The organism is Thalassospira profundimaris, from assembly GCF_003326755.1.
Lineage (GTDB): Bacteria > Pseudomonadota > Alphaproteobacteria > Rhodospirillales > Thalassospiraceae > Thalassospira > Thalassospira profundimaris_B.
This window is the reverse complement of the sequence record NZ_JPWH01000007.1, coordinates 1-20,956: the sequence shown is the minus strand read 5'-3', so window position 1 is coordinate 20,956 and position 20,956 is coordinate 1. Positions and strand designations below refer to the sequence as shown.

Genomic DNA, 20,956 nt, shown 5'->3' with positions numbered 1-20,956 from the left:
TCACAAAATGGAATTTTTATTCGGCGGCATCGACCTTCAAAACACCACGGCGGATCTGGTCTTCTTCGATGCTTTCAAACAGGGCGCGGAAATTGCCTTCGCCAAAGCCCTCGTCACCTTTGCGCTGGATGAATTCAAAAAAAATCGGCCCGATCACGGTTTTCGAGAAAATTTGCAGCAGAATTTTCGTCATGCCGCCATTGATCACGCCTTCACCATCGATCAGGATGCCGTGCTTTTTCATGCGTTCAATCGGTTCCTCATGGCCGTTCACACGAGCATAGGATTGCTCGTAATAAACTTCCGGCGGGCCAGGCATGAATTTAAGGTCATTGGCGGCCAGCTTGTCGGTTGCTTCGTAAATGCCATCGGTGCCAACAGCGATATGCTGGATGCCTTCGCCTTTGTACTTTTTAAGGTATTCCTCGATCTGGCTTTTATCGTCGGTGGATTCATTAAGCGGAATACGGATTTTACCACAGGGCGAGGTAATGGCCCGGCTGACAAGGCCGGTCATTTTCCCGGCGATATCAAAGAAGTGGATCTGTTTGAAGTTGAACAGATTGCGGTAAAAATCCCACCATTTATCCATATTGCCGCGATAGACATTGTGGGTCAAATGGTCGAGGAAGTAAAAACCAACGCCTTCCGGTTTCGGGTCCCGTTCGTCGATCCAGTCAAATTCGGCGTCATAGGCCGAACCGGTTTCACCATATTGATCGATGAAATAAATCAGCGAACCGCCAATACCGACAATGGCTGGCACATCAAGGGTCTTATCATCGCCTTTATACGGCTCCGCCCCGTTGGCAACCGCATGATCAAAGGCATGTTTGGCATCGACCACACGCCAGGCCATTGCGGGCGCGCACGGACCATGCTTTTCCACAAACTTCATGCCGTGCGAACCGGGTTCGGCATTAACGATGTAGTTAATGTCCCCCTGCCGCCAGACAGTGATGTTTTTGCTTTTGTGTTTGGCAACCGGCACATAACCCATGCGGTCAAAAAGCACGGCGAGTTTTTCCGGGTCATCATGGGAAAATTCAACAAATTCAAAACCATCGGTGCCAGCGGGGTTTTCATCGCTGATGGTGGCGCGGGGGGCATCGTGCGGGAACGGACCCATAGGAAGTCTCCTGATTTTGTATTTGTCTAATTATCAACTGCCCACGATTTTGCGCCCAAAACCGTACAATGTGCTTGCATTCTTGGGTTGTTTTGCCAAAATTTTGCATGAAAAACGCACCAATTCACAAAATGGCGCACAAATGACGCATCTTGATAAAATGGATCTGAAATTGCTGGCTGAGCTACAAAAGGATGGCCGGCTGACCAATAATGAACTGTCTGAACGCATTGCGCTGTCACCCTCGCAATGTTCGCGCCGGCGCACCCGGCTGGAGGCCGAAGGGTATATTTCCGGCTATCACGCCGCGATTGACCGGCAGAAACTGGGGCTGGGCCTGATGGTGGTGATTTCGGTAACGCTGGCCACACACAACCGCGACAATGCCAAACGGTTTGGCGAATTGCTGGCCGATTTACCGGAAGTGCTAGAGGCCTATGCCCTTACCGGGGAAATGGATTACCACTTAAAAGTCGTCACCCGCGATTTGAACGACCTTTCGCGTTTTGTGAATGACGTGCTGCTGCCTCATGATTCCGTCCAACATGTAAAAACATCGATTGTGTTAAACGTGCTGAAGGATTTTGAAGGCTTGGCCGTGCAATGAATGTGCATGAAAACGCCAACGGGCGGCCATATTGACCGCCCGAAACAAAACATTCCCAAATTGATGATCAGTCAAAATCGGCAAGTTTCACACGCCGGTCTTCGCGGGCGGATGTTGCCACCGCGTGGATGACCTTTTCAAATTCAAAGGCATCGTTGAAATTGGGATAGGCATCCTCGCCTTTGGCAAGGGCAGACAGGAAGGTGGCGCATTCGATGACCTTCAGGTCATTAAAGCCAAGCTGATGGCCCGCCGCCGGGCAGAAATTGCCATAAGGCGCGTGATGCGGGCTGGTGAGGATGGTTTTAAAGCCCTGTTCGGCCGGATTGCCGGAATTTTGGTAAAGCTGCAATTCGTTCATGCGTTCCTGGTCATAGCAGATCATGCCTTCGGTTCCGTGCACTTCCCAGGCCAGGCGGCTTTTGCGGCCCCAGGCGGAACGCGATGTTGAAATACTGCCCTGCACGCCCGATGCAAACCGCACAAGCGCGGTGGCCGTATCCTCGTTTTCAACTGTGCCATCACCGGTACCATCCGCCAGCGGGCGGGTTTGATGAACGGTTTGCATATCGCCAACCAGATTATCAATCGGCCCCAACAACCCGTAAGCCATTGAAACAAGATGGCAGCCCATATCACCCAGGGCACCCAGCCCGGCATCGGCCAGGGTGCTGCGCCAGGTCCAGGCAAGGTTGGGGTCGGCCTGGTAATCCTCGTCCACCCAGCCCCGGAAATGAACAACACGGCCAATCGCACCAGATTTGATGAGGCGGCAGGCATGGGTAAAAGCGGGGTTATGGATGTAATTATAGCCCACCATCGTTTTCACCCCCGCCTTTGCGGCAGCGTCGCGCATATCGCGCGCCTGATCGAGGGTTAAGGCAAGCGGTTTTTCGCAATAAACATGTTTACCCGCCGCAATCGCCGCCATTGCCATTTCATGATGCAGCATGTTGGGCGTGGTGATGGAAATAACATCTATCGCCGGATCAGACAGCAAATCGCGCCAGTTATCGGTCGCGCGGGCAAAACCAAACTGGTTGGCAAATTTTTCGGCCTTGTCAAAGGGTTGCTCGCACAGCAGTTCCAGCCGCACATCCGGTACATCCCCCCCCATCACCGCCTTTGCCGACCGATAGGCCAAAGCATGGGCCTTGCCCATAAAGCCAGTTCCGATCAGGCCAATACCAATGCTGTTCATTTCCCTGGACTCCTCACCCAATTGAAAATAGAATTTTTGTTCTATAATCTGGATGAACATGGAACATGTCATCCGTCAAGATAAAAACAAAAAAGGCCCTGCATGAGCGATCAAACCGCCCCCGTATCTTTGGAAGAATTCAATCACCGCCTGCTGGAAATTTCCGAATCCATGCCCAAACGTCTACGCCAGTGCGCGGATTATGTGGCGCAAAATACCGACCGGATTGCCGTTTCAACCGTGGCGGAGCTTTCGGCAGCGGCAGGGGTGCAACCCTCGGCCTTCATGCGGTTTTGCCAGTTGATGGGCTTTTCCGGGTTTAGCGACATGCAAAAAATGTTTCGCGAAACCTATGCCCTGAAATGGCCCGACTACGCCACACGGCTTGAAAATTTAAAGGCGTCGGGGGCAGACAGCCCCAGTGCGCTGCTGGCCGAGTTTGTTGAGGCCGGGCGCATTTCGCTGGAAAATATGGCCGCATCAATTGACCCGGAAACGCTGGAACATGCGGTGGAGCTTTTGGCCCATGCGCCGATGATCCATATTATCGGCCTTCGGCGGGCCTTTCCGGTGGCATCCTACCTATCCTATGCGCTGGAAAAAATGGATATTCCCGCCGTTTTCCATGACGGGGTAGGCAAGCTGAACCACCGTCACGCCATTCGCAAAGACGATGTTTTAATCGCCATTACCTTTGCCCCCTATTCGCAGGAAACCGTGGAACTGGCGCAATATGCCCGCGGACTCGGCAATGAAGTGGTGGCGATTACCGATACACTGACCAGCCCGCTGCAAAAATTACAGGCCACCATCCTGCATGTCACCGAGGTGGATGTCGGGGCGTTTCGCGCCCTTTCGGCCACGCTTTCGCTGGCAATTGCCCTGGCGGTCGCGATTGGCGCACGCCGGGATGAAACAACAAAATAGAAAATTTTGTTGCATTTCATTTTTTATGGAATAAAAATTCCACGCACAACAGAATGGGAAAGTTTACGGCTTTCCCTTTTTGCCAAGCGGTCCGCTGCCATAAGAAACCGTCGCGCAAAGTGCCGATACAACGGCACGGAATGACCGAGATTAAGGAACCATCACACCGATCCTACAGCGGTGTTCCGAAAAAAGCCGAATAGGGAGGGTTAGACCAAGATGAAACTGAAAAAGACACTGACCGCCATTGCCACCGCAACGCTGGCATTTGCCGGGCTGGCAACCGCATCCACATCCGCCCAGGCGGAAGGCGAAAATTTTGTTTTGATCAGCCACGCACCGGATTCTGACAGCTGGTGGAACGTGATCAAGAACGCCATCAAGGTTGCGGGCGACCAGATGGATGTGAATGTTGAATATCGCAACCCGCCGACCGGCGACCTTGCCGACATGGCACGCATCGTCCAGCAAACCGCTGCCTCCAACCCCGATGGCATCATTGTCACCATCGCCGATTTTAACGTGCTGAAAGGCCCGATCGAAGATGCGGTTGCCAAGGGCATTCCCGTCATCACGATCAATTCCGGCACGGTTGAACAGTCCCACGAGCTGGGCGCATTGATGCACGTTGGTCAGCCGGAATATGATGCCGGTTTTGGCGCGGGCAAGCGCATGGCCGCCAAGGGTGTGAAATCCTTCCTGTGTGTCAACCACTACATCACCAACCCGGCATCGGTTGAACGCTGCCGTGGCTTTGCCGAGGCAATCGGCACCGATCTGGGCGACCAGATGATCGATACCGGCCTGGACCCGTCGGAAGTGAAAAACAAGGTTTCGGCATACCTTAATGCCCATCAGGATGTTGGCGCGATTTTGGCCCTTGGTCCGAACTCTGCCGAGCCGACCCTCGATGCCCTGCGTGAACTGGGCATGAATGGCGCCATTCCGTTTGGCACCTTTGACCTGTCGGCCAAAATTGCCGATGGCATCAAAAAAGGCGATATCGACTTTGCCATTGACCAGCAGCCTTACCTTCAGGGCTATCTGCCGGCCGTGATCCTGACCAATTATGTGCGCTATGGCGTTCTGCCGTCGGGCGACATCAATTCGGGCCCGGGTTTCATCACCAAGGACAATATCGGCCTGGTCGAGAAATATGCGGGTGAATACCGCTAATTCCTGAACCTTCTTCCTCCCGTCAGGGGGCCTGGCCTGTGCCGCCCCCTGGCAACTCTCCGTTCCCCAAAATACAAGAGTAATGCCATGACGGACGAGCGATTAAAGCAAGTCTCAAGCCTTCGTCGTGCCATGATCCGGCCCGAACTGGGCGCGATTTGCGGCGCAATTCTGGTTTTTGTTTTCTTTTTGATGATTGCGGGCGACAGCGGCATGTTCGCGCCCGAAGGCATAAAGAACTGGACCGTCGTTTCGGCACAATTCGCGATTATTGCCGTGGGTGCCTGCCTGTTGATGATTGCCGGTGAATTCGACCTTTCGGTCGGCTCCATGATCGGATTTTCCGGCGTTGTAATTGCCATTTTATCGGTTCATATGGGCTGGCCGGTGTGGGCAGCCATCATTGCCGCCTTTGTTGTTGCAATGGCAATCGGGGCCTTGAACGGGTTTCTGGTGATCAAAACCGGGCTGCCCAGTTTTATCGTCACCCTGGCGTTTTTATATATTCTGCGCGGTCTGACCATTTGGCTGTCCATCACCACCACCCGCCAGACCATTATTGGCGGTGTCAAAGAAGCCGCCAAGGGCGACCCGCTGGCCTTTTTATTTGGCGGCGTGATTTTCAAGGACCTGTTTCAGTGGTTTGGCGAAATGGGCTGGGTCGGTACCTTTACGCGCGGCACCCGTGCCGGTCAGCCGATTGTTGAAGGTGTGCCGATGCTGGTGGTCTGGGCGATTGTGCTGGTGATTTTCGGCCATTTTGTGCTGACGCGCACCCGTTTTGGCAACTGGATTTTCGCATCCGGCGGCGACGCCAAGGCCGCCCGTTATGTGGGTGTGCCCGTCGACCGGGTGAAAATTCTGATGTTCATGTTTACCGCCTTTTGCGCCACCGTCTTTGCCACCTGCCAGGTGATGGAGTTTGGATCCGCCGCGGCAGACCGTGGTTTGCTTAAGGAATTTGAGGCCATCATTTGCGTGGTGATTGGCGGGGCGCTTCTGACCGGCGGTTATGGCTCGGTTGTGGGTGCGGCCCTGGGGGCGCTGATTTTTGGGGTTGTGCAGCAGGGACTGTTTTTTGCCGGGGCGGAAAGTTCGCTGTTCCGTGTGTTCCTGGGTACGATCCTGATCCTTGCCGTGATCATGAACACCTATATCCGCCGCATGATTACAGGAGAACGGTAATGTCTACCCCCTTGATCGAGATGGACAATATCGAAAAGCATTTTGGTCCGGTGATTGCGCTGGGTGGTGTGTCCTTCGATGTTTATGCCGGTGAATGCCATTGCCTGCTGGGCGATAACGGTGCCGGGAAATCGACCTTCATTAAAACCATGTCGGGTGTGCACAAGCCAACCGGCGGGGTGATCCGGGTGAACGGGCAGGATACGGTTTTTAACAATCCGCGCGATGCCATGAATGCCGGTATCGCCACGGTGTATCAGGACCTGGCGATGATTCCGCTGATGTCTGTTACCCGCAATTTCTGGATGGGGCGCGAACCGCGCAAGGGATTTGGCCCGTTTAAATGGATTGATTTTAAAACCGCCAACCGCATCACATTCGAGGAAATGGAGCGCATGGGCATTAACCTGCGCGAGGCCGACCAGGCGGTCGGCACCCTGTCGGGTGGGGAACGACAAAGTGTTGCCATTGCCCGCGCGGTGCATTTCGGCGCCAAGGTCCTGATTTTGGATGAACCGACATCGGCCCTTGGCGTGCGGCAAACATCGAACGTGCTAGCCACCATCGCCCGCGTGCGCAAGGCCGGGATTGGCGTGGTGTTTATTACCCACAATGTGCGCCATGCCATGGCCGTGGGCGACCGTTTCACGGTGCTGAACCGCGGACAAACACACGGCACGGCCCTGCGCGGCGAAATTAAACCCGAGGAATTGCAGGACCTGATGGCGGGCGGGCAAGAGCTTGCCGAACTTGAAGGGTCGCTGGGAGGGACCATCTGATGACGCTCGATGTCATTACCATTGGACGGTCATCGGTTGACCTGTATGGCGCCCAGATTGGCGGTCGCCTGGAGGATATGGCATCCTTCAACAAATATATTGGCGGGTCGCCGACCAATATGGCGTGCGGCACCGCCAGGCTGGGCCTGAAATCGGCGCTGATCACGCGGGTTGGCGACGAACATATGGGCCGTTTCATTCGTGAACAGCTTGTTGCCGAAGGGGTTGATGTGCGCGGGGTCATTACCGACCCCGAACGCCTGACCGCCCTTGTCCTGCTGGGCATTCGCGACCAGGAACAGTTTCCGCTGATTTTTTACCGTGAAAACTGTGCAGATATGGCGCTGTGCGAAGATGATATCGACCCCGATTTCATCGCCCAAAGCCGCTGTGTTACCGTTACCGGAACACATCTTTCGCATCCGCGCACCCGTGCGGCTGTTTTGAAAGCCCTGAAACTGGCACGGGAAAACGGGGCGAAGACCGCGCTGGACATTGATTACCGCCCCAATCTGTGGGGCCTTTCCGGGCATGGCGATGGTGAAAACCGGTTTATCGCATCGGAAAAAGTCACGGCGGAATTGCAGGCTACCCTGCATTTATTTGACCTGATTGTTGGCACCGAGGAAGAATTCCATATTGCAGGGGGGACCACCGATACGCTGGCGGCCCTGCGCAATGTGCGCGCCATTTCAACCGCCACACTGGTATGCAAACGCGGGCCAATGGGGGCATCGGCCTTTGACGGCACCATTGGCGACAGCCTGGATGACGGCATTTCCGGCCCTGGTTTCCCGGTAGAGGTGTTTAATGTATTGGGGGCGGGTGACGGGTTTATGTCCGGCCTGCTGAAAGGCTGGCTAAGTGGCGAGGACTGGCAAACCAGCCTTAAATATGCCAATGCCTGCGGGGCCTTTGCGGTTTCACGACATGGCTGCACCCCGGCCTATCCCAGTTGGGAAGAATTACAGTTTTTCTTTAAACGCGGCATGAAGACCCCGGCGCTCCGCCATGATGCGGAACTGGAACAGGTTCATTGGGCCACCAACCGCACCGGTGACTGGCCGGAAATGCGCGTTTTTGCCTTTGATCACCGCATGCAGCTGGAAGATTTGGCCGATGAACTGGGCGTATCGCATGACAAAATTGGCCCGTTTAAGAAGCTTTGCCTGAATGCGGTGGAAAATGTCGCCAATGGCAAGCCGGGATATGGCCTGTTATGCGATGCCCGTTTGGGCCGCGATGCCCTTTATGCCGCCGCAGGCAAAGGCCTTTGGATTGGCCGCCCGGTGGAAAAACCCGGTTCGCGCCCGCTTGAACTTGAAATCGGCCCGGATTTGGGCAGCAAGCTGGCCGAATGGCCGGTGGAAAACGTGATCAAGGTTCTGTGTTTTTATCATCCCGATGATGACGCCGCGATGAAGGCGCAGCAGGAAGAAACCATCCTGCGGTTATTTGATGCCGGGCGGGCCAATCGGCTGGAATTTTTGCTTGAGATCATTCCCTCGAAGGTTGCGCCATGCGATGATGAAACCACGGCAAAAATCATTCAGCGGTTTTATGACATTGGCGTTTATCCCGACTGGTGGAAACTCGAACCGATGAAAAGCGACGCCGCATGGCGCCATGCCTGCGACACGATTGCACAGAATGATCCCTATTGCCGGGGTGTGGTGGTTTTGGGCCTTGAGGCCCCCAGCGAAGAACTGGCAGCCAGCTTTGCCGCGGCTGCCCGCCACAAACTGGTACGCGGGTTTGCCGTGGGCCGCACGATTTTTGCCGCAACAGCCCGTGAATGGCTGACCGGCGAGATTGACGATCAAACTGCCATTGCACAAATGGCCGATAAATACCGTGCCCTGTGCCATTCGTGGGACCAGGCACGTAAAAATAGTGGAGGAACGGCGTGAACACCATTCGTTTGACCGCCGCCCAGGCAATGGTGCGGTATTTAAGTGTGCAATATAACGCCGATAACGTGCCGTTTTTTGGCGGATGCTGGGCCATTTTCGGCCACGGCAATGTGGCGGGTATTGGCGAGGCCCTGCACGGCATTGGCGATGCCCTGCCCACCTGGCGTGCGCATAATGAACAGGGCATGGCGCATGCCGCCATTGCCTATGCCAAGGCATCGAACCGCAAACGGGCCATGGCGGTTACGACCTCCATCGGACCGGGTGCCACCAATATGGTCACGGCCGCCGCCCTGGCCCACGTTAACCGCCTGCCGGTTTTGCTTATCCCTGGTGATGTGTTTGCCAACCGCGCCCCGGACCCGGTTTTGCAGCAGATCGAGGATTTTGGCGACGCGACCATCAGCGTCAATGACTGCTTTAAGCCCGTCAGCCGTTATTTTGACCGCATTTCGCGGCCCGAACATTTGTTAACCGCCCTGCCGCGCGCGATGGCAACCCTGACCGACCCGGCCGATTGCGGCCCCGTCACCCTGGCCTTTTGCCAGGATGTACAGGCCGAGGCCTATGACTGGCCGGAAAGTTTTTTTGCCCCCAAAACCTGGAAACCGCGCCGCCCGCGCCCCGATCAGGACGAACTGGCCGCGGCGGTTGAGGCCATCAAACAGGCGAAAAACCCGGTGATTATCGCCGGGGGTGGCGTGCATTACGCCAATGCCTGCGCAACCCTGCGCGATTTTGCCCATAAGCATGGTATTGGGGTGGGCGAAACCCAGGCGGGCAAATCTGCCCTGCCGTGGGATGACGACCTTAATTTGGGGTCAATCGGTGTGACCGGGGCCAGCAGCGCCAACGCCATTGCCGAAAATGCCGATTTGATCATTGCCGTAGGCACACGGTTGCAGGATTTCACCACCGGTAGCTGGGCGCTGTTTAAACATCCCGACCGGCGCATTTTGGGCCTTAACATTGCCGCCTTTGATGGCAGCAAACACAATGCCCTGCCCCTGATTGGCGATGCCAAGGTGGTGTTACGGGAACTTTCCGAAGCCCTGGGGGATCATCGCTTTGAACAGCCTGATCCTGCCCTGAAACGCGACTGGATCGCCGCGGTTGATGCCGCAACCGCCACCCCGACCGGCAATACCCTGCCGACCGATGCGCAGGTGATTGGCGCGGTCCAACGCAGCCTGGATGAAGATAGTATTGTGGTTTGTGCCGCTGGCGGCCTGCCCGGCGAACTTCATAAACTTTGGAAAACCGCCAAGCCCAATGGCTACCATGTGGAATATGGCTATAGCTGCATGGGCTATGAAATTGCCGGGGGCCTGGGGGTTAAAATGGCGCGGCCGGAACAGGAGGTTGTCGTCATGGTTGGCGACGGGTCCTACATGATGATGAATTCCGAACTGGCAACCAGCGTGATGCTGGGTCACAAAATCATCACTGTTATTTTGGACAATCGTGGTTTTGGCTGCATCAACCGGCTGCAAATGGCAACAGGGGGTGAAAGTTTTAACAACCTGCTTGATACCGCCCGCCATGTCGAACCGGCCGCAATTGACTTTACCGCCCATGCCGCATCGATGGGGGCGATTGCCGAAAAGGTATCATCGATTGACGAACTGGAAGAGGCCATGACCCGTGCGCGTGCAGCAACCAAATCCTATGCCATCGTGATTGATACCGACCCCCTGCCCTCGACCGAGGCCGGTGGACACTGGTGGGACGTTGCCGTACCCGAAGTGTCGGTCCGTCCCAGTGTGAATGAAGCCCGCGAAAATTATCAAACCGCGCTGAAAAACCAGCGCCCCGGAGATTAAGCCACCATGATTCTATACGGCACCAACCCGATTGCGTGGTCCAATGATGACGACCAGACCCTTGGCGCGGATATTTCGCTTGAAACCTGCCTGAGCCAGGCAGGCGAGATCGGTTTTGACGGCATTGAAAAAGGCCACAAAATGCCGACCGACCCCGCCGCCCTGAAGGCCGCGCTGGAGCCAAACAGCCTTAAATTTGTTTCGGGCTGGCATTCGCTTAACCTGCTGGCCCATTCGGTCGAGGACGAGAAAAAAGCCATTCAGCCGCATCTGGACCTGCTCAAGGCGATGGGCTGCAAGGTGTGCATTGTGTGCGAAACATCCAATGCCATTCATGGCAATGACAATGTGGCGCTTGCCGACAGCCCGGTTTTACCGGCTGATCTTTGGGCGAAATTTGGTGCCGATGTTGAAGCCATCGCCCAATATTGTGCCGATCAGGGCATTACGCTGGTGTATCATCACCATATGGGCACCATTGTTGAAAGTGCCGAAGAGATTGACGCCCTGATGGCACATACCGGCCCGGCAACGCATTTGCTGCTTGATACCGGCCATGCCCTGTTTGGCGGTGCCAACCCCGAAGAAGTCGCGCGCAAATATATGGGCCGGGTTGGTCATATTCACTGCAAAAACGTGCGCCCTGCCATTCGCAATCAGGTTGAGGGCGAAAAGCTGAGCTTCCTGGAAGGGGTGCGGCGCGGCGTATTTACCGTTCCGGGTGATGCCGAAGGCGAAGTTGCCTTTGAACCGGTTTTGAAAATTGCCGCCGAACATGGTTATAGCGGCTGGCTGGTGATTGAAGCCGAACAGGACCCCGCCGTTCGCAACCCGCTTGAATATCAAACCCTTGGCCTGAAATCGCTTCGCGCGATGGCCAAAGCCACCGGACTGGACAAAGGAGACGCCTGATGGCCGACCTTCTACGCAAACCCAACGGAACGCATGGCAAAGTCCATGACATTACCGCCCAATCGGCCAATTGGGGCTATGTCGGATTTGGGCTTTATCACCTGGAACCCGGCGAAACCGCATCCGAAGCCACCGGCGACCGCGAGGTTATTCTGGTGCTGGTCGAAGGCAAGGCCGAGATTTCGGTTGATGACCAGAATTTCGGCGAACTGGGCGAGCGCATGAATGTGTTTGAACGCAAATCCCCCCATTGCGTTTATGCCCCCAATGAGGCCACCTGGACCGCACAGGCGACCACCAAATGCACCCTTGCGGTCTGCACCGCGCCTGGCAAGGGCAATTACCCGGCCCGCGTGATCAGGGATGTGCAAATGGTGGAACGTGGCAAAGGGGCCAATACCCGCTACATCCACCCGATTGCGATGGAAGAATCCGACATTGCCGACAGCCTGCTGGTGACAGAGGTTTTCACCCCGCAGGGCAACTGGTCATCCTATCCGCCGCACCGCCATGACGAAGATAATTACCCCGAGATGACCTATCTTGAGGAAACCTATTATCATCGTTTAAACCCGGAACAGGGTTTTGGTTTTCAGCGCGTCTTTACCGAAGATGGCGAGCTGGATGAAACAATGGCCGTGAATAGTGGCGATGTGGTGCTGGTGCCCAAGGGGCATCATCCCTGCGGATCGCCTTATGGCTATGAGATGTATTACCTCAATGTCATGGCGGGGCCGATGCGTAAATGGCGCTTCCAGAACCACCCGGACCATGAATGGATTTTTCAGCGCGACAGCAAATAAGCTGGCGCGGATGCCCGAAACCAAAGGATTTTACCCATGACCGAGATTGCCCATTACATCAATGGCGCACATGTTGCCGGCACCTCGGGCCGGTCGCAGGATGTTTTTAACCCCGCCACGGGCGAAACGGAAAAAACCGTTGCCCTGGCCTCCACTGCCGAAATTGACCAGGCCGTTGCCGTTGCCAAGGAAGCCTGGCGTGGCTGGTCCAAAACGCCGCCGCTGCGCCGTGCGCGTATTCTGGACCGGTTTAAAATGATCCTGTGGGATCGCGCCGACCAGATGGCCGAAGCGATTAGTGCCGAACATGGCAAAACCCACGACGATGCCCTGGGTGAAGTCACCCGTGGTTTGGAAGTCGTGGAATTTGCCACGGGTGCCCCGCACCTTTTGAAGGGTGAATTCACCGAAAATGTCGGCACTGGTGTAGACAGCCATTCGGTGCGTCAGTCGCTGGGTGTGGTGGCCGGGATTACGCCATTCAACTTCCCGGCGATGGTGCCGATGTGGATGTTCCCCGTTGCGCTGGCGTGTGGCAATACCTTCATCCTTAAACCCTCCGAACGGGACCCGTCCGCATCGCTTTTGATGGCGGAATGGCTGACCGAGGCAGGGCTGCCGGAAGGTGTTTTCAACGTGGTGCAGGGTGACAAGGAAGCGGTTGATGCGCTTTTGAACAACCCCGATGTCAAGGCCATCAGCTTTGTTGGCTCCACCCCGATTGCGAAATATATTTACACCACCGGCACGGCAAACGGCAAACGGGTCCAGGCCCTAGGCGGGGCAAAAAACCACATGGTGATTATGCCCGATGCCGACCTGGATATGGCGGTAAATGCCCTGATGGGCGCGGCATTTGGCTCGGCCGGTGAACGCTGCATGGCGATTTCGGTTGCCGTACCCGTTACCGACGCGGTTGCCGATGCGCTGGTGGAAAAGCTGGTACCGAAAATCCAGGCCCTGAAAATTGGCCCGGCATCGGACAAAACATCGGATATGGGGCCGCTTGTCACCAAACAGCACCTTGAAAAAGTGCGCGGCTATATCGATTCAGCCGAAGCGGACGGCGCCAAGATTGTGGTGGATGGCCGCAGCTTCCGCCAGGACAAGCAGGGCTATGAAAACGGCTATTATATTGGCGGCACCCTGTTTGACCACGTAACGCCCGATATGAAAATTTACCGCGAGGAAATTTTTGGTCCGGCCCTTTCGATGGTGCGCCGTCCCGATTACCAGTCGGCGGTGGACCTTATTCACAGCCACGAATATGCCAATGGTACGGCGGTTTTCACCCGCGATGGCGATGTTGCCCGTGCCTTTAGCCAGGATATCGAGGTGGGCATGGTTGGCATTAACGTGCCGATCCCCGTGCCCATGGCGTTCCATTCCTTTGGCGGGTGGAAGGCCTCCATTTTTGGCGACCACCACATGCACGGCATGGAAGGTGTACGCTTCTTTACCCGGCTTAAAACCACCACCACCCGTTGGCCCAGCGGCCAGCGCACCGACCCTGAATTCACCATGCCGACCCTTGGTTAAGGACCATAGCCATGCTTAATATCGGACTGCTGGGTGCCGGACGTATCGGCATCACCCATGCCAAAGCTGTTTTAGGTGTTCCCAATGCAAAAATCGCCGCGGTTTACGACCCGGTGGATGCCGCGGCACAGAATGCCATCGCCCTGACCGGCGCCAAACGCGCCACGGTCGAGGAAATTATGGCCGATGCCGCGATTGATGCGGTTATCATTGCCACCCCGACCGACCTTCATGCCGACCAGATCGAACTGGCAGCAAAGGCGGGCAAGGCGATTTTCTGTGAAAAGCCGGTGGACCTGTCGGCCGAACGGGTGCGTGCCTGCCTGAAGGTGGTTGAGGAAACCGGGGCCAAATTGATGGTTGGTTTCAACCGTCGTTTCGACCCCAGCTTTGCCCGTGTCCATGCCGAAATCCGCGCGGGCAATGTGGGCGATGTGGAACTGGTGCAAATCACATCGCGCGACCCGGGTGCGCCGCCGGTTGATTATATCAAACGTTCCGGCGGGCTGTTTCGCGACATGATGATCCATGATTTCGACATGGCACGTTTCCTTCTGGGCGAAGAAGTGACCGAGGTTTTTGCCACCGGTGCGGTTTTGACCGACCCGGCGATCAAGGAAACCGGCGATGTCGATACCGCCACGGCAACACTGCGCACCGCCAGCGGCAAAATGGCGGTGATTACCAATTCCCGCCGGGCGACCTATGGTTATGACCAGCGGGTCGAGGTGCATGGTTCCAAGGGTATGGTGCAGGCGGAAAACCACCGGGCAACGTCGGTGACGATTGCCAATGGCGATGGTTATACCACTGAACCGCTGCTGGATTTCTTCATGCAGCGTTATGCCGATGCCTACCGCTTTGAACTGACCACGTTTTGCAACATGCTGACGGGCGAAAATGTCGCTTGCCCCAGCGGGCAGGACGGGTTAAAGGCGCTTGAACTGGCCGATGCCGCCGTGAAATCGCTTGAAACCGGCGCGGCCGTCAAACCCGGCGCATAACGGCATATCCATTTCATGACACAAGGCCCGGCAGATCGCTCTGCCGGGCCTTTATGTTTTACGCCGTTACACCCATCAGAAATTCAGCCGCAGGCTCATCAGAAAGTTGGGCTTGCGGGCTTCCGCATTATTGGTGTGGAAATCAAGATCCTTGATAAAGGCCGCATCGAGCGACGCAATGCCGACAAAGTTATTCACCCGCACGCCAATACCGGTGCCATTGGTGAAATCCTCGCGACGGTAACGGTCATTTTGGGATCCATCGCGATAACGAAACGCCCCGGCATGGTCAAAAAACACATAAATACTGGCCTGGGTATTGACCGGTTTGTCTTTCCAGAACGCGGTCGGAAAATTGAAATTGTAATGCAGTTCGGTATTGATGAAATAGCCATCATCGCCCGAAAAGGCACCGGGTTCATAGGCCCGCATGGTGCCAACACCGCCAACCGAGAACTGCTCTGCCGGGGGCAGAACGCGGTCCTTGGTCATTTGCCCGCCAGCTGTGACCTGGGCGGTGAAGGGGCCGCCCAGTTGCTGGTAGGCAAAGGCATCGGCGGTGTATTTGCCGGTCACGCGCTCTTCGGTTGCAGCCTGGCGGATATGTGAAAAAATACGATGCCCGCGTAACCCGAAGGAATAAAAGCCGGTATCGCCCAGATAATCAAAATCAACCCCAATGGAATGCCGGTTGATCCAGGTTTCCGTCAGGGCCGCACCAAAGGTAGTATAGGACACATTGCCATTATAGCTGTAATCCACATTCATCAGCCAATGTGGCGACAGCACAAAGGGTTGCTTGAGGGTGGCAGAGATAAGCTGCGTATTGCCATACACATCCGGGTCGGCCGGATCATCGGCAAAGGGACCATCGATGATGTGAATACGTGTTTGGGTATAACCCAGTGACAGGCGGGTATCGTAGGTATTTAACGGCAATTCATAGGACGTAAAAACCGAACGCGAACCGCGTGATTCCGTCACCCCCACGGTAAACGGGTCATCAATGCCAAATACACTATTTACCCGGGCATAGCCGCCACTGCGCAAATGCCCGGTCGATAACGCCCCGTAATTGTCCATAAACAGGGAATAAGCCATGCGGTCGGGGACTTTGGCGGTGACGACAATGTCAGTCTGACCAAAATTCTCGCCCGGTTCCAACTTGGCCGTCAATTTGGTTTGGTGCAGGCGGTTAAACCGGCTTAATGCCTTTTCCAGCACGTCCAGACTGACCAGATCGCCCTGTTCGATATGCAGGCTGCTGGAGATGTAATCCGCCCGCATATATTCGTTCTGCTCAATCCGGACACGGCCAACGCGCCCTTCGACCAGAATGACGCGCACCTCACCACCCGCAATTTTTTGCGGCGGGATATAGGCGCGTGCCGTCACAAAGCCCTTTTGGCGATAAAGTTCGTTAAACGCGGCCAACATGTCATACAGGTCGGCCAAATAAAGCGGACGCCCGACATATTTTTGCAAAACATCGCGGATCGTCTGATCATCCAGGATTTCGGACCGGTTAATATCGAACCGCTGCACGGTAAATTTGGCACCGGTGCCCGCCTTGGGCGGTTTGAAATCCGGGCTGCCATCCACAATCTCGGGAAGCTCGAAGCCGTTAAAATCATTAATCTGCTTTTGGCGCTGCTCCTGACGGATCACATCTTCCAGCGGATTGTTTTGCTGCTCGCTCTGTACGCTGTTGGGGGCCTGCGTCGCGGCAAAGGCCGATGGTGCGTAAATCCCCAAACACGACAGGGCACCTGCCATCAGCGCCGCTTTCCTCACCCAAATAGCGGGACGCAAACGCCCCCTCCCGATCTGGCCGAATATTTCCGGCACGGTACGGTTATTACTCGCCAACTTGTCTTCCCCCAACTCCAGCATCCCGGCACTTTATACGTACGTATTTTGCTTTAGGGAAGGGGCGGCAGAACCGCCCCTTCATCCGCTTATTTTACTGGTCCTGTTCATCAGACCCGTTGTTATTGGTTCCATTACCGGTATCCCCGTTCACCCCGGTTTGGCCGGTTTCCGTAGCCGGACCGCTATTTGTCGCCGCGCCTGCCGGTGTGACCGGTGCATTTGTTGTCGGCGTCGGTGACGCACCTGTTGCGCTGGTACCCGTTGCTGAGGCTGGCGTTGCCGGGCCCGGATTACCCACCGAGAGGCTTGGCTGGAAGACGGTGTTCTCGAAACCGCCGCCATTGGCCGCAAAGCCGCCCTGCCCGGTAATCACACCATTGCCGCCAGTCCCCGTCGGCCGATCAAGCGTAACAACATTTGCCGCACCCAGCGTCACCGTGCCAGAACCGACCTGATTGGCAGGCGTCCCGGTGGCGCTGTTATTTGCGCTCTGGGGCTGTGGTGTCGGCGTATTGGTGCTCGGACGCGGCGTTTCCGTTGGCGTGGTGGCCGTGATGCGACCAATACGGTCTTCCGGGTCATCAATCACCAGCGGTCCGTGGAAGGTATTATCCTGCATTGTCACAATACGGGTATCTACCGGAAGGTTGAAGTCCGTCTTATCGAACCAGAGTTCATTGAACCAGGTGTCATTATCAAACAATTGCAACTGATACCCCAAACGGATCTTCTGGGTGACATTGTCCATCAGGGCTTTACCAAGCGGTAACTGCACAATCATATCCCCCGTGATCTGCCCCGTCACAATCGTGGTCTTGGTCGTGTTAATGTCAAAGACCGCCTTGTTGGTCCGCAACAGATCAAACTGGACCTTCTTGGGGGCCGTGATATTGGCGTTGACCGTTTGCGACAGGCTGCCATTCAGCCCCGTCACCTTCATCAGCAACTGGGCGCTATCCACATAGTTTTCCAGCCTGGTCAGGGAAATATGCTGGGCTTCCATCACCGTGCTGTCACCTAGGCTCCCCTTTTCAATATCAAGGCGGCCATCGCTGCCCTCGACATACAGGTCGGCATTGCGAGATTTCAGATTTTCAATCTGAATATCCTGGCCGCTGGCCCGCATGTCGATTTTTTCCGGGGCGGAAATCGTGCCGATGTCGCTGCTGCCATTGCGAATGGCAAGCACGATTCCGGCATTGTCATTGCTGCCCCCCTTGGCCGTTCCGGCAATCACGCGATCCACACTCAGATCGCCGCTGGTTTCTGCCATGTAAATGCCATCGCGGGCCTGAAGGGTCGTGTAACGACGTTTGGAGGCAAACTGGTCACGGGCAACCGCAATTTCGCTGCCATCCTGTGCCGTGGTCTGCACTTCAAAACGGTCGGATGAAGATGTGCCGATGGTCCCCCCCTCGGCAATCATGGCGACCGTGTCACCTTTCAGAACAGCGGTCGAAAGCTGAACCGATCCACTGCCATGATCAACAAAGGCATTCGATTCAACAATCGAGTTCCCGGCAACGATATCGATATGGTTGGTCGCGCTGATTTCACCCAGTGAGATCGTCCCCGACACCGAGCGCAGCGAAATGCCGATCATGCGGGTCACACCATCATAGGATGTACCGCTTGTCCCAGCACCGGTCCGCAAGGTGGCAATGCGCATATCCTGTGCGGAAGCCAGCGATACACGCCCATCCCCACCATCAATTTCCGATCCGTCCTTCTGCACAATTTTGCCGGTGGTCGCGGTAATATCAATGCTGCCCGAGGCTTCCGAAATCACATCGGATTCGGGATTATTCAGGGTAACATCCTTGTGCGCCAGCAGCGTAATCGACCCATCCTTGGTCCGAATGAAATCATTCGCCAGAATGGACCCTTGATCCGCGGTAACGGTAATGTTCGCGATATTGGTGCGAACCTGATCAAGCGTGATGTCATTCCCGGCTTTCAGAATGACATTGCCAGTCCCCGCATCAATGGTGCTTCCGTCTTCCTGATACAGATCCCCCGCCGTCGCGGTAATGGTCACATCCCCCGACCCGGTCGAAGTCACATCGGCCTCACCATTAAACAGCGTCACATTCTGCGCGGCTGTAATGCCGATATTGCCGTTGCTGGTCGTGATGAAGTCTTTCGCCGTTACCGAGCCATTCTGCGCAGTGATCGCGATATCCGCACCCGTGGTTTTGACCTGATCGAGTGTCAGGCTATCACCCGCCGTCAGCGTGACTTTGTCGCTACCACCGTCGATGGTCGAGCCATCCGCCTGGGTGATATCACCCTTGGTGGCAATGATCGTTACCGCACCGGTGCCCGACGACGTGACGTCAGACAGCAGGTTAGTAAAGGACACGTCATTATCGCCGGTAATCGCAATCGTGGCATCGGAGGTTTTGATGAAGTCGTTAGCAACAACATCCCCGCCTTGTGCCGTAATGGCGATGGCTGAAGTCGTCGTCTGGACCTGATCGAGCGTAACCTTATTGCCTGCCGTCAGGGTGACTTTCCCCGTGCCGCCGTCAATTGTGCTTTCATCTGCCTGAGAAAGATCACCCGCAGTTGCCGTGATCGTCACATCACCCGAACCGGTCGAGGTCACATCCGCTTCGCCATTAAACAGCGTCACGTTCTGCGCGGCTGTAATGCCGATATTGCCGCTGCTGGTGGTGATGAAGTCCTTCGCCGTTACCGAGCCATTCTGCGCGGTGATGGCGATATCCGCACCCGAAGTTGTTACCTGATCGAGTGTCAGGCTGTCACCCGCCGTCAGCGTGACCTTGTCACTGCCACCATCGATGGTTGAGCCATCCGCCTGGGTGATATTGCCGTTGGTGGCGATAATGGTAATTGCACCGGTATCAGTCGAGGTAACGTCCGACAGACCGTTGGTGAAGGACACATCATTGTCACCGGTGATCTCAATCGTTGCATCCGACGTTTTGATGAAGTCGTTGGCAACAATGTCACCTCCCTGTGCCGTAATGGCAATGGCCGAAGTCGACGTCTGAACCTGATCAAGCGTGACTTTCTTGCCAGCGGTCAGGGTCACTTTACCTGTGCCGCCATCAATCGTGCTGTCATTCTCCTGATAAAGATCACCCGCCGTGGCGGTGATGGTGACATCACCCGACCCGGTCGAGGTCACATCCGCTTCGCCATTAAACAGCGTCACGTTCTGGGCTGCCGTAATGCCGATATTGGCACCGCTCGTGGTGATAAAGTCCTTCGCGGTGACAGAACCGTTCTGCGCCGTGATGACGATATCGGCACCAGCGGTTTTAACCTGATCCAGCGTCTGGCCAGCACCCGCCGTCAGCGTGATTTTGTCGCTACCCCCGTCGATGGTCGAGCCATCAGCCTGGGTGATGTTACCTGCCGTGGCAATAACTTCGACTTCACCGCTGCCCGTCGAGACAACATCGGCTTCCTCATTATCAAAACCAACATTTTGGGCCGCTTTGATGCCGATCTTCGCACCGCTGGTGGTGATGAAGTCCTTCGCCGTTACCGAGCCATTCTGCGCAGTGATAGCGATATCTGCACCCGTGGTTTTCACCTGATCCAAGGTCTGGCTATCGCCAGCCGTCAGCGTCACCTTGTCGCTGCCACCGTCGATGGTTGAGCCATCCGCCTGGGTGATATTCCCGGCCGTCGCGATGATTTCAACTTCGCCAGAACCCGTTGAGGTGACATCCGCTTCATCATTGTCAAAGGCAACATTTTGAGCGGCTCTGATGCCGATCTTCGCGCCGCTGGTGGTAATGAAATCCTTCGCCGTTACCGAACCATTCTCGGCGGTGATGGCGATATCCGCACCACTGGTTTGAACCTGATCGAGCGTCAGGCCATTACCAGCGGTCAGTGTCACCTTATCGCTTCCGCCGTCGATGGTCGAGCCGTCAGCCTGGGTGATGTCGCCCTTCGTTGCGATGATGGTAACTGCACCCGTGCCCGACGACATGACATCCGACAGGCCATTCGTGAAGGACACATTATTGTCGCCGGTGATCTCAATTGTTGCATCCGACGTTTTGATAAAGTCATTGGCAACAACATCGCCACCCTGCGCCGTAATCT

Annotated in this window: 15 protein-coding genes; 11 read left to right on the top strand and 4 right to left on the bottom strand. The window is 55.8% G+C overall.

The window, feature by feature from the left end; all coding sequences use genetic code 11:
* Positions 1-16: 16 nt before the first annotated feature.
* Positions 17-1,129: a 4-hydroxyphenylpyruvate dioxygenase gene (hppD, locus tag TH25_RS09715; protein ID WP_114088239.1), complete on the bottom strand. Its 1,113-nt coding sequence runs from the start codon at positions 1,127-1,129 to the stop codon at positions 17-19.
* 142 nt (positions 1,130-1,271) lie between these two features.
* Here hppD and TH25_RS09710 point away from each other — a divergent pair, with 142 nt between their 5' ends.
* Positions 1,272-1,736: an Lrp/AsnC family transcriptional regulator gene (locus tag TH25_RS09710; protein WP_101268778.1), complete on the top strand. Its 465-nt coding sequence runs from the start codon at positions 1,272-1,274 to the stop codon at positions 1,734-1,736.
* A 67-nt stretch (positions 1,737-1,803) separates the two neighbouring features.
* On the opposite strand, the gene TH25_RS09705 is transcribed toward TH25_RS09710, so the two are convergent.
* Entirely contained in the window at positions 1,804-2,937 is a 1,134-nt protein-coding gene (locus TH25_RS09705; RefSeq protein WP_114088406.1) for a Gfo/Idh/MocA family protein, read from the bottom strand.
* 102 nt (positions 2,938-3,039) lie between these two features.
* On the opposite strand from TH25_RS09705, the gene TH25_RS09700 reads away from it, so the two are divergent.
* The 10 genes from TH25_RS09700 to iolG all read left to right on the top strand — a co-directional run bounded on the left by TH25_RS09700 (position 3,040) and on the right by iolG (position 14,998).
* Positions 3,040-3,864: a MurR/RpiR family transcriptional regulator gene (locus TH25_RS09700; protein ID WP_114088238.1), complete on the top strand. Its 825-nt coding sequence runs from the start codon at positions 3,040-3,042 to the stop codon at positions 3,862-3,864.
* A 219-nt stretch (positions 3,865-4,083) separates the two neighbouring features.
* Entirely contained in the window at positions 4,084-5,040 is a 957-nt protein-coding gene (locus TH25_RS09695; protein WP_114088237.1) for a sugar ABC transporter substrate-binding protein, read from the top strand.
* 87 nt (positions 5,041-5,127) lie between these two features.
* Positions 5,128-6,225 (top strand): ABC transporter permease, encoded by a 1,098-nt coding sequence (locus TH25_RS09690; RefSeq protein WP_114088236.1) that lies wholly within the window; start codon positions 5,128-5,130, stop codon positions 6,223-6,225.
* On the top strand, positions 6,225-7,004 hold the full coding sequence (locus TH25_RS09685; protein ID WP_114088235.1) for an ATP-binding cassette domain-containing protein: 780 nt from the start codon (positions 6,225-6,227) through the stop codon (positions 7,002-7,004). The genes TH25_RS09690 and TH25_RS09685 overlap by 1 nt, the downstream gene beginning before the upstream one ends.
* Positions 7,004-8,914 carry a bifunctional 5-dehydro-2-deoxygluconokinase/5-dehydro-2-deoxyphosphogluconate aldolase gene (locus TH25_RS09680; protein ID WP_181847529.1) on the top strand — a complete coding sequence of 637 codons (1,911 nt, stop codon included), beginning with the start codon at positions 7,004-7,006 and terminating at the stop codon, positions 8,912-8,914. The genes TH25_RS09685 and TH25_RS09680 overlap by 1 nt, the downstream gene beginning before the upstream one ends.
* Positions 8,911-10,740: a 3D-(3,5/4)-trihydroxycyclohexane-1,2-dione acylhydrolase (decyclizing) gene (iolD, locus tag TH25_RS09675; RefSeq protein ID WP_114088233.1), complete on the top strand. Its 1,830-nt coding sequence runs from the start codon at positions 8,911-8,913 to the stop codon at positions 10,738-10,740. Before TH25_RS09680 ends, iolD begins: the two co-directional genes overlap by 4 nt.
* Positions 10,741-10,746: 6 nt before the next feature.
* Positions 10,747-11,652: a myo-inosose-2 dehydratase gene (gene iolE, locus TH25_RS09670; protein ID WP_114088232.1), complete on the top strand. Its 906-nt coding sequence runs from the start codon at positions 10,747-10,749 to the stop codon at positions 11,650-11,652.
* Positions 11,652-12,455 (top strand): 5-deoxy-glucuronate isomerase, encoded by an 804-nt coding sequence (iolB, locus tag TH25_RS09665; RefSeq protein ID WP_114088231.1) that lies wholly within the window; start codon positions 11,652-11,654, stop codon positions 12,453-12,455. The genes iolE and iolB overlap by 1 nt, the downstream gene beginning before the upstream one ends.
* A gap of 36 nt (positions 12,456-12,491) precedes the next feature.
* Entirely contained in the window at positions 12,492-13,994 is a 1,503-nt protein-coding gene (locus TH25_RS09660; protein WP_114088230.1) for a CoA-acylating methylmalonate-semialdehyde dehydrogenase, read from the top strand.
* An 11-nt stretch (positions 13,995-14,005) separates the two neighbouring features.
* Positions 14,006-14,998, top strand: a complete 993-nt coding sequence (gene iolG / locus TH25_RS09655; RefSeq protein ID WP_114088229.1) for an inositol 2-dehydrogenase — start codon at positions 14,006-14,008, stop codon at positions 14,996-14,998.
* A gap of 75 nt (positions 14,999-15,073) precedes the next feature.
* On the opposite strand, the gene TH25_RS09650 is transcribed toward iolG, so the two are convergent.
* Positions 15,074-16,774 (bottom strand): ShlB/FhaC/HecB family hemolysin secretion/activation protein, encoded by a 1,701-nt coding sequence (locus tag TH25_RS09650; protein ID WP_181847527.1) that lies wholly within the window; start codon positions 16,772-16,774, stop codon positions 15,074-15,076.
* Positions 16,775-16,961: 187 nt separating this feature from the next.
* Positions 16,962-20,956 (bottom strand): beta strand repeat-containing protein (locus tag TH25_RS24900; RefSeq protein WP_181847525.1); only part of this gene is annotated, 3,995 nt, incomplete at its 5' end.

Excerpts from the sequence above, each read along its gene's own strand:
- TH25_RS09680 (WP_181847529.1), top strand. The coding sequence starts at position 7,004 with ATGACGCTCGATGTCATTACCATTGGACGGTCATCGGTTGACCTGTAT.
- TH25_RS09690 (WP_114088236.1), top strand. The coding sequence starts at position 5,128 with ATGACGGACGAGCGATTAAAGCAAGTCTCAAGCCTTCGTCGTGCCATG.
- iolG (WP_114088229.1), top strand. The coding sequence starts at position 14,006 with ATGCTTAATATCGGACTGCTGGGTGCCGGACGTATCGGCATCACCCAT.
- TH25_RS09650 (WP_181847527.1), bottom strand. The coding sequence starts at position 16,774 with ATGGCAGGTGCCCTGTCGTGTTTGGGGATTTACGCACCATCGGCCTTT.
- TH25_RS09695 (WP_114088237.1), top strand. The coding sequence starts at position 4,084 with ATGAAACTGAAAAAGACACTGACCGCCATTGCCACCGCAACGCTGGCA.
- iolB (WP_114088231.1), top strand. The coding sequence starts at position 11,652 with ATGGCCGACCTTCTACGCAAACCCAACGGAACGCATGGCAAAGTCCAT.
- TH25_RS09660 (WP_114088230.1), top strand. The coding sequence starts at position 12,492 with ATGACCGAGATTGCCCATTACATCAATGGCGCACATGTTGCCGGCACC.
- TH25_RS09705 (WP_114088406.1), bottom strand. The coding sequence starts at position 2,937 with ATGAACAGCATTGGTATTGGCCTGATCGGAACTGGCTTTATGGGCAAG.
- TH25_RS09700 (WP_114088238.1), top strand. The coding sequence starts at position 3,040 with ATGAGCGATCAAACCGCCCCCGTATCTTTGGAAGAATTCAATCACCGC.
- hppD (WP_114088239.1), bottom strand. The coding sequence starts at position 1,129 with ATGGGTCCGTTCCCGCACGATGCCCCCCGCGCCACCATCAGCGATGAA.
- TH25_RS09685 (WP_114088235.1), top strand. The coding sequence starts at position 6,225 with ATGTCTACCCCCTTGATCGAGATGGACAATATCGAAAAGCATTTTGGT.
- iolE (WP_114088232.1), top strand. The coding sequence starts at position 10,747 with ATGATTCTATACGGCACCAACCCGATTGCGTGGTCCAATGATGACGAC.
- TH25_RS09710 (WP_101268778.1), top strand. The coding sequence starts at position 1,272 with ATGACGCATCTTGATAAAATGGATCTGAAATTGCTGGCTGAGCTACAA.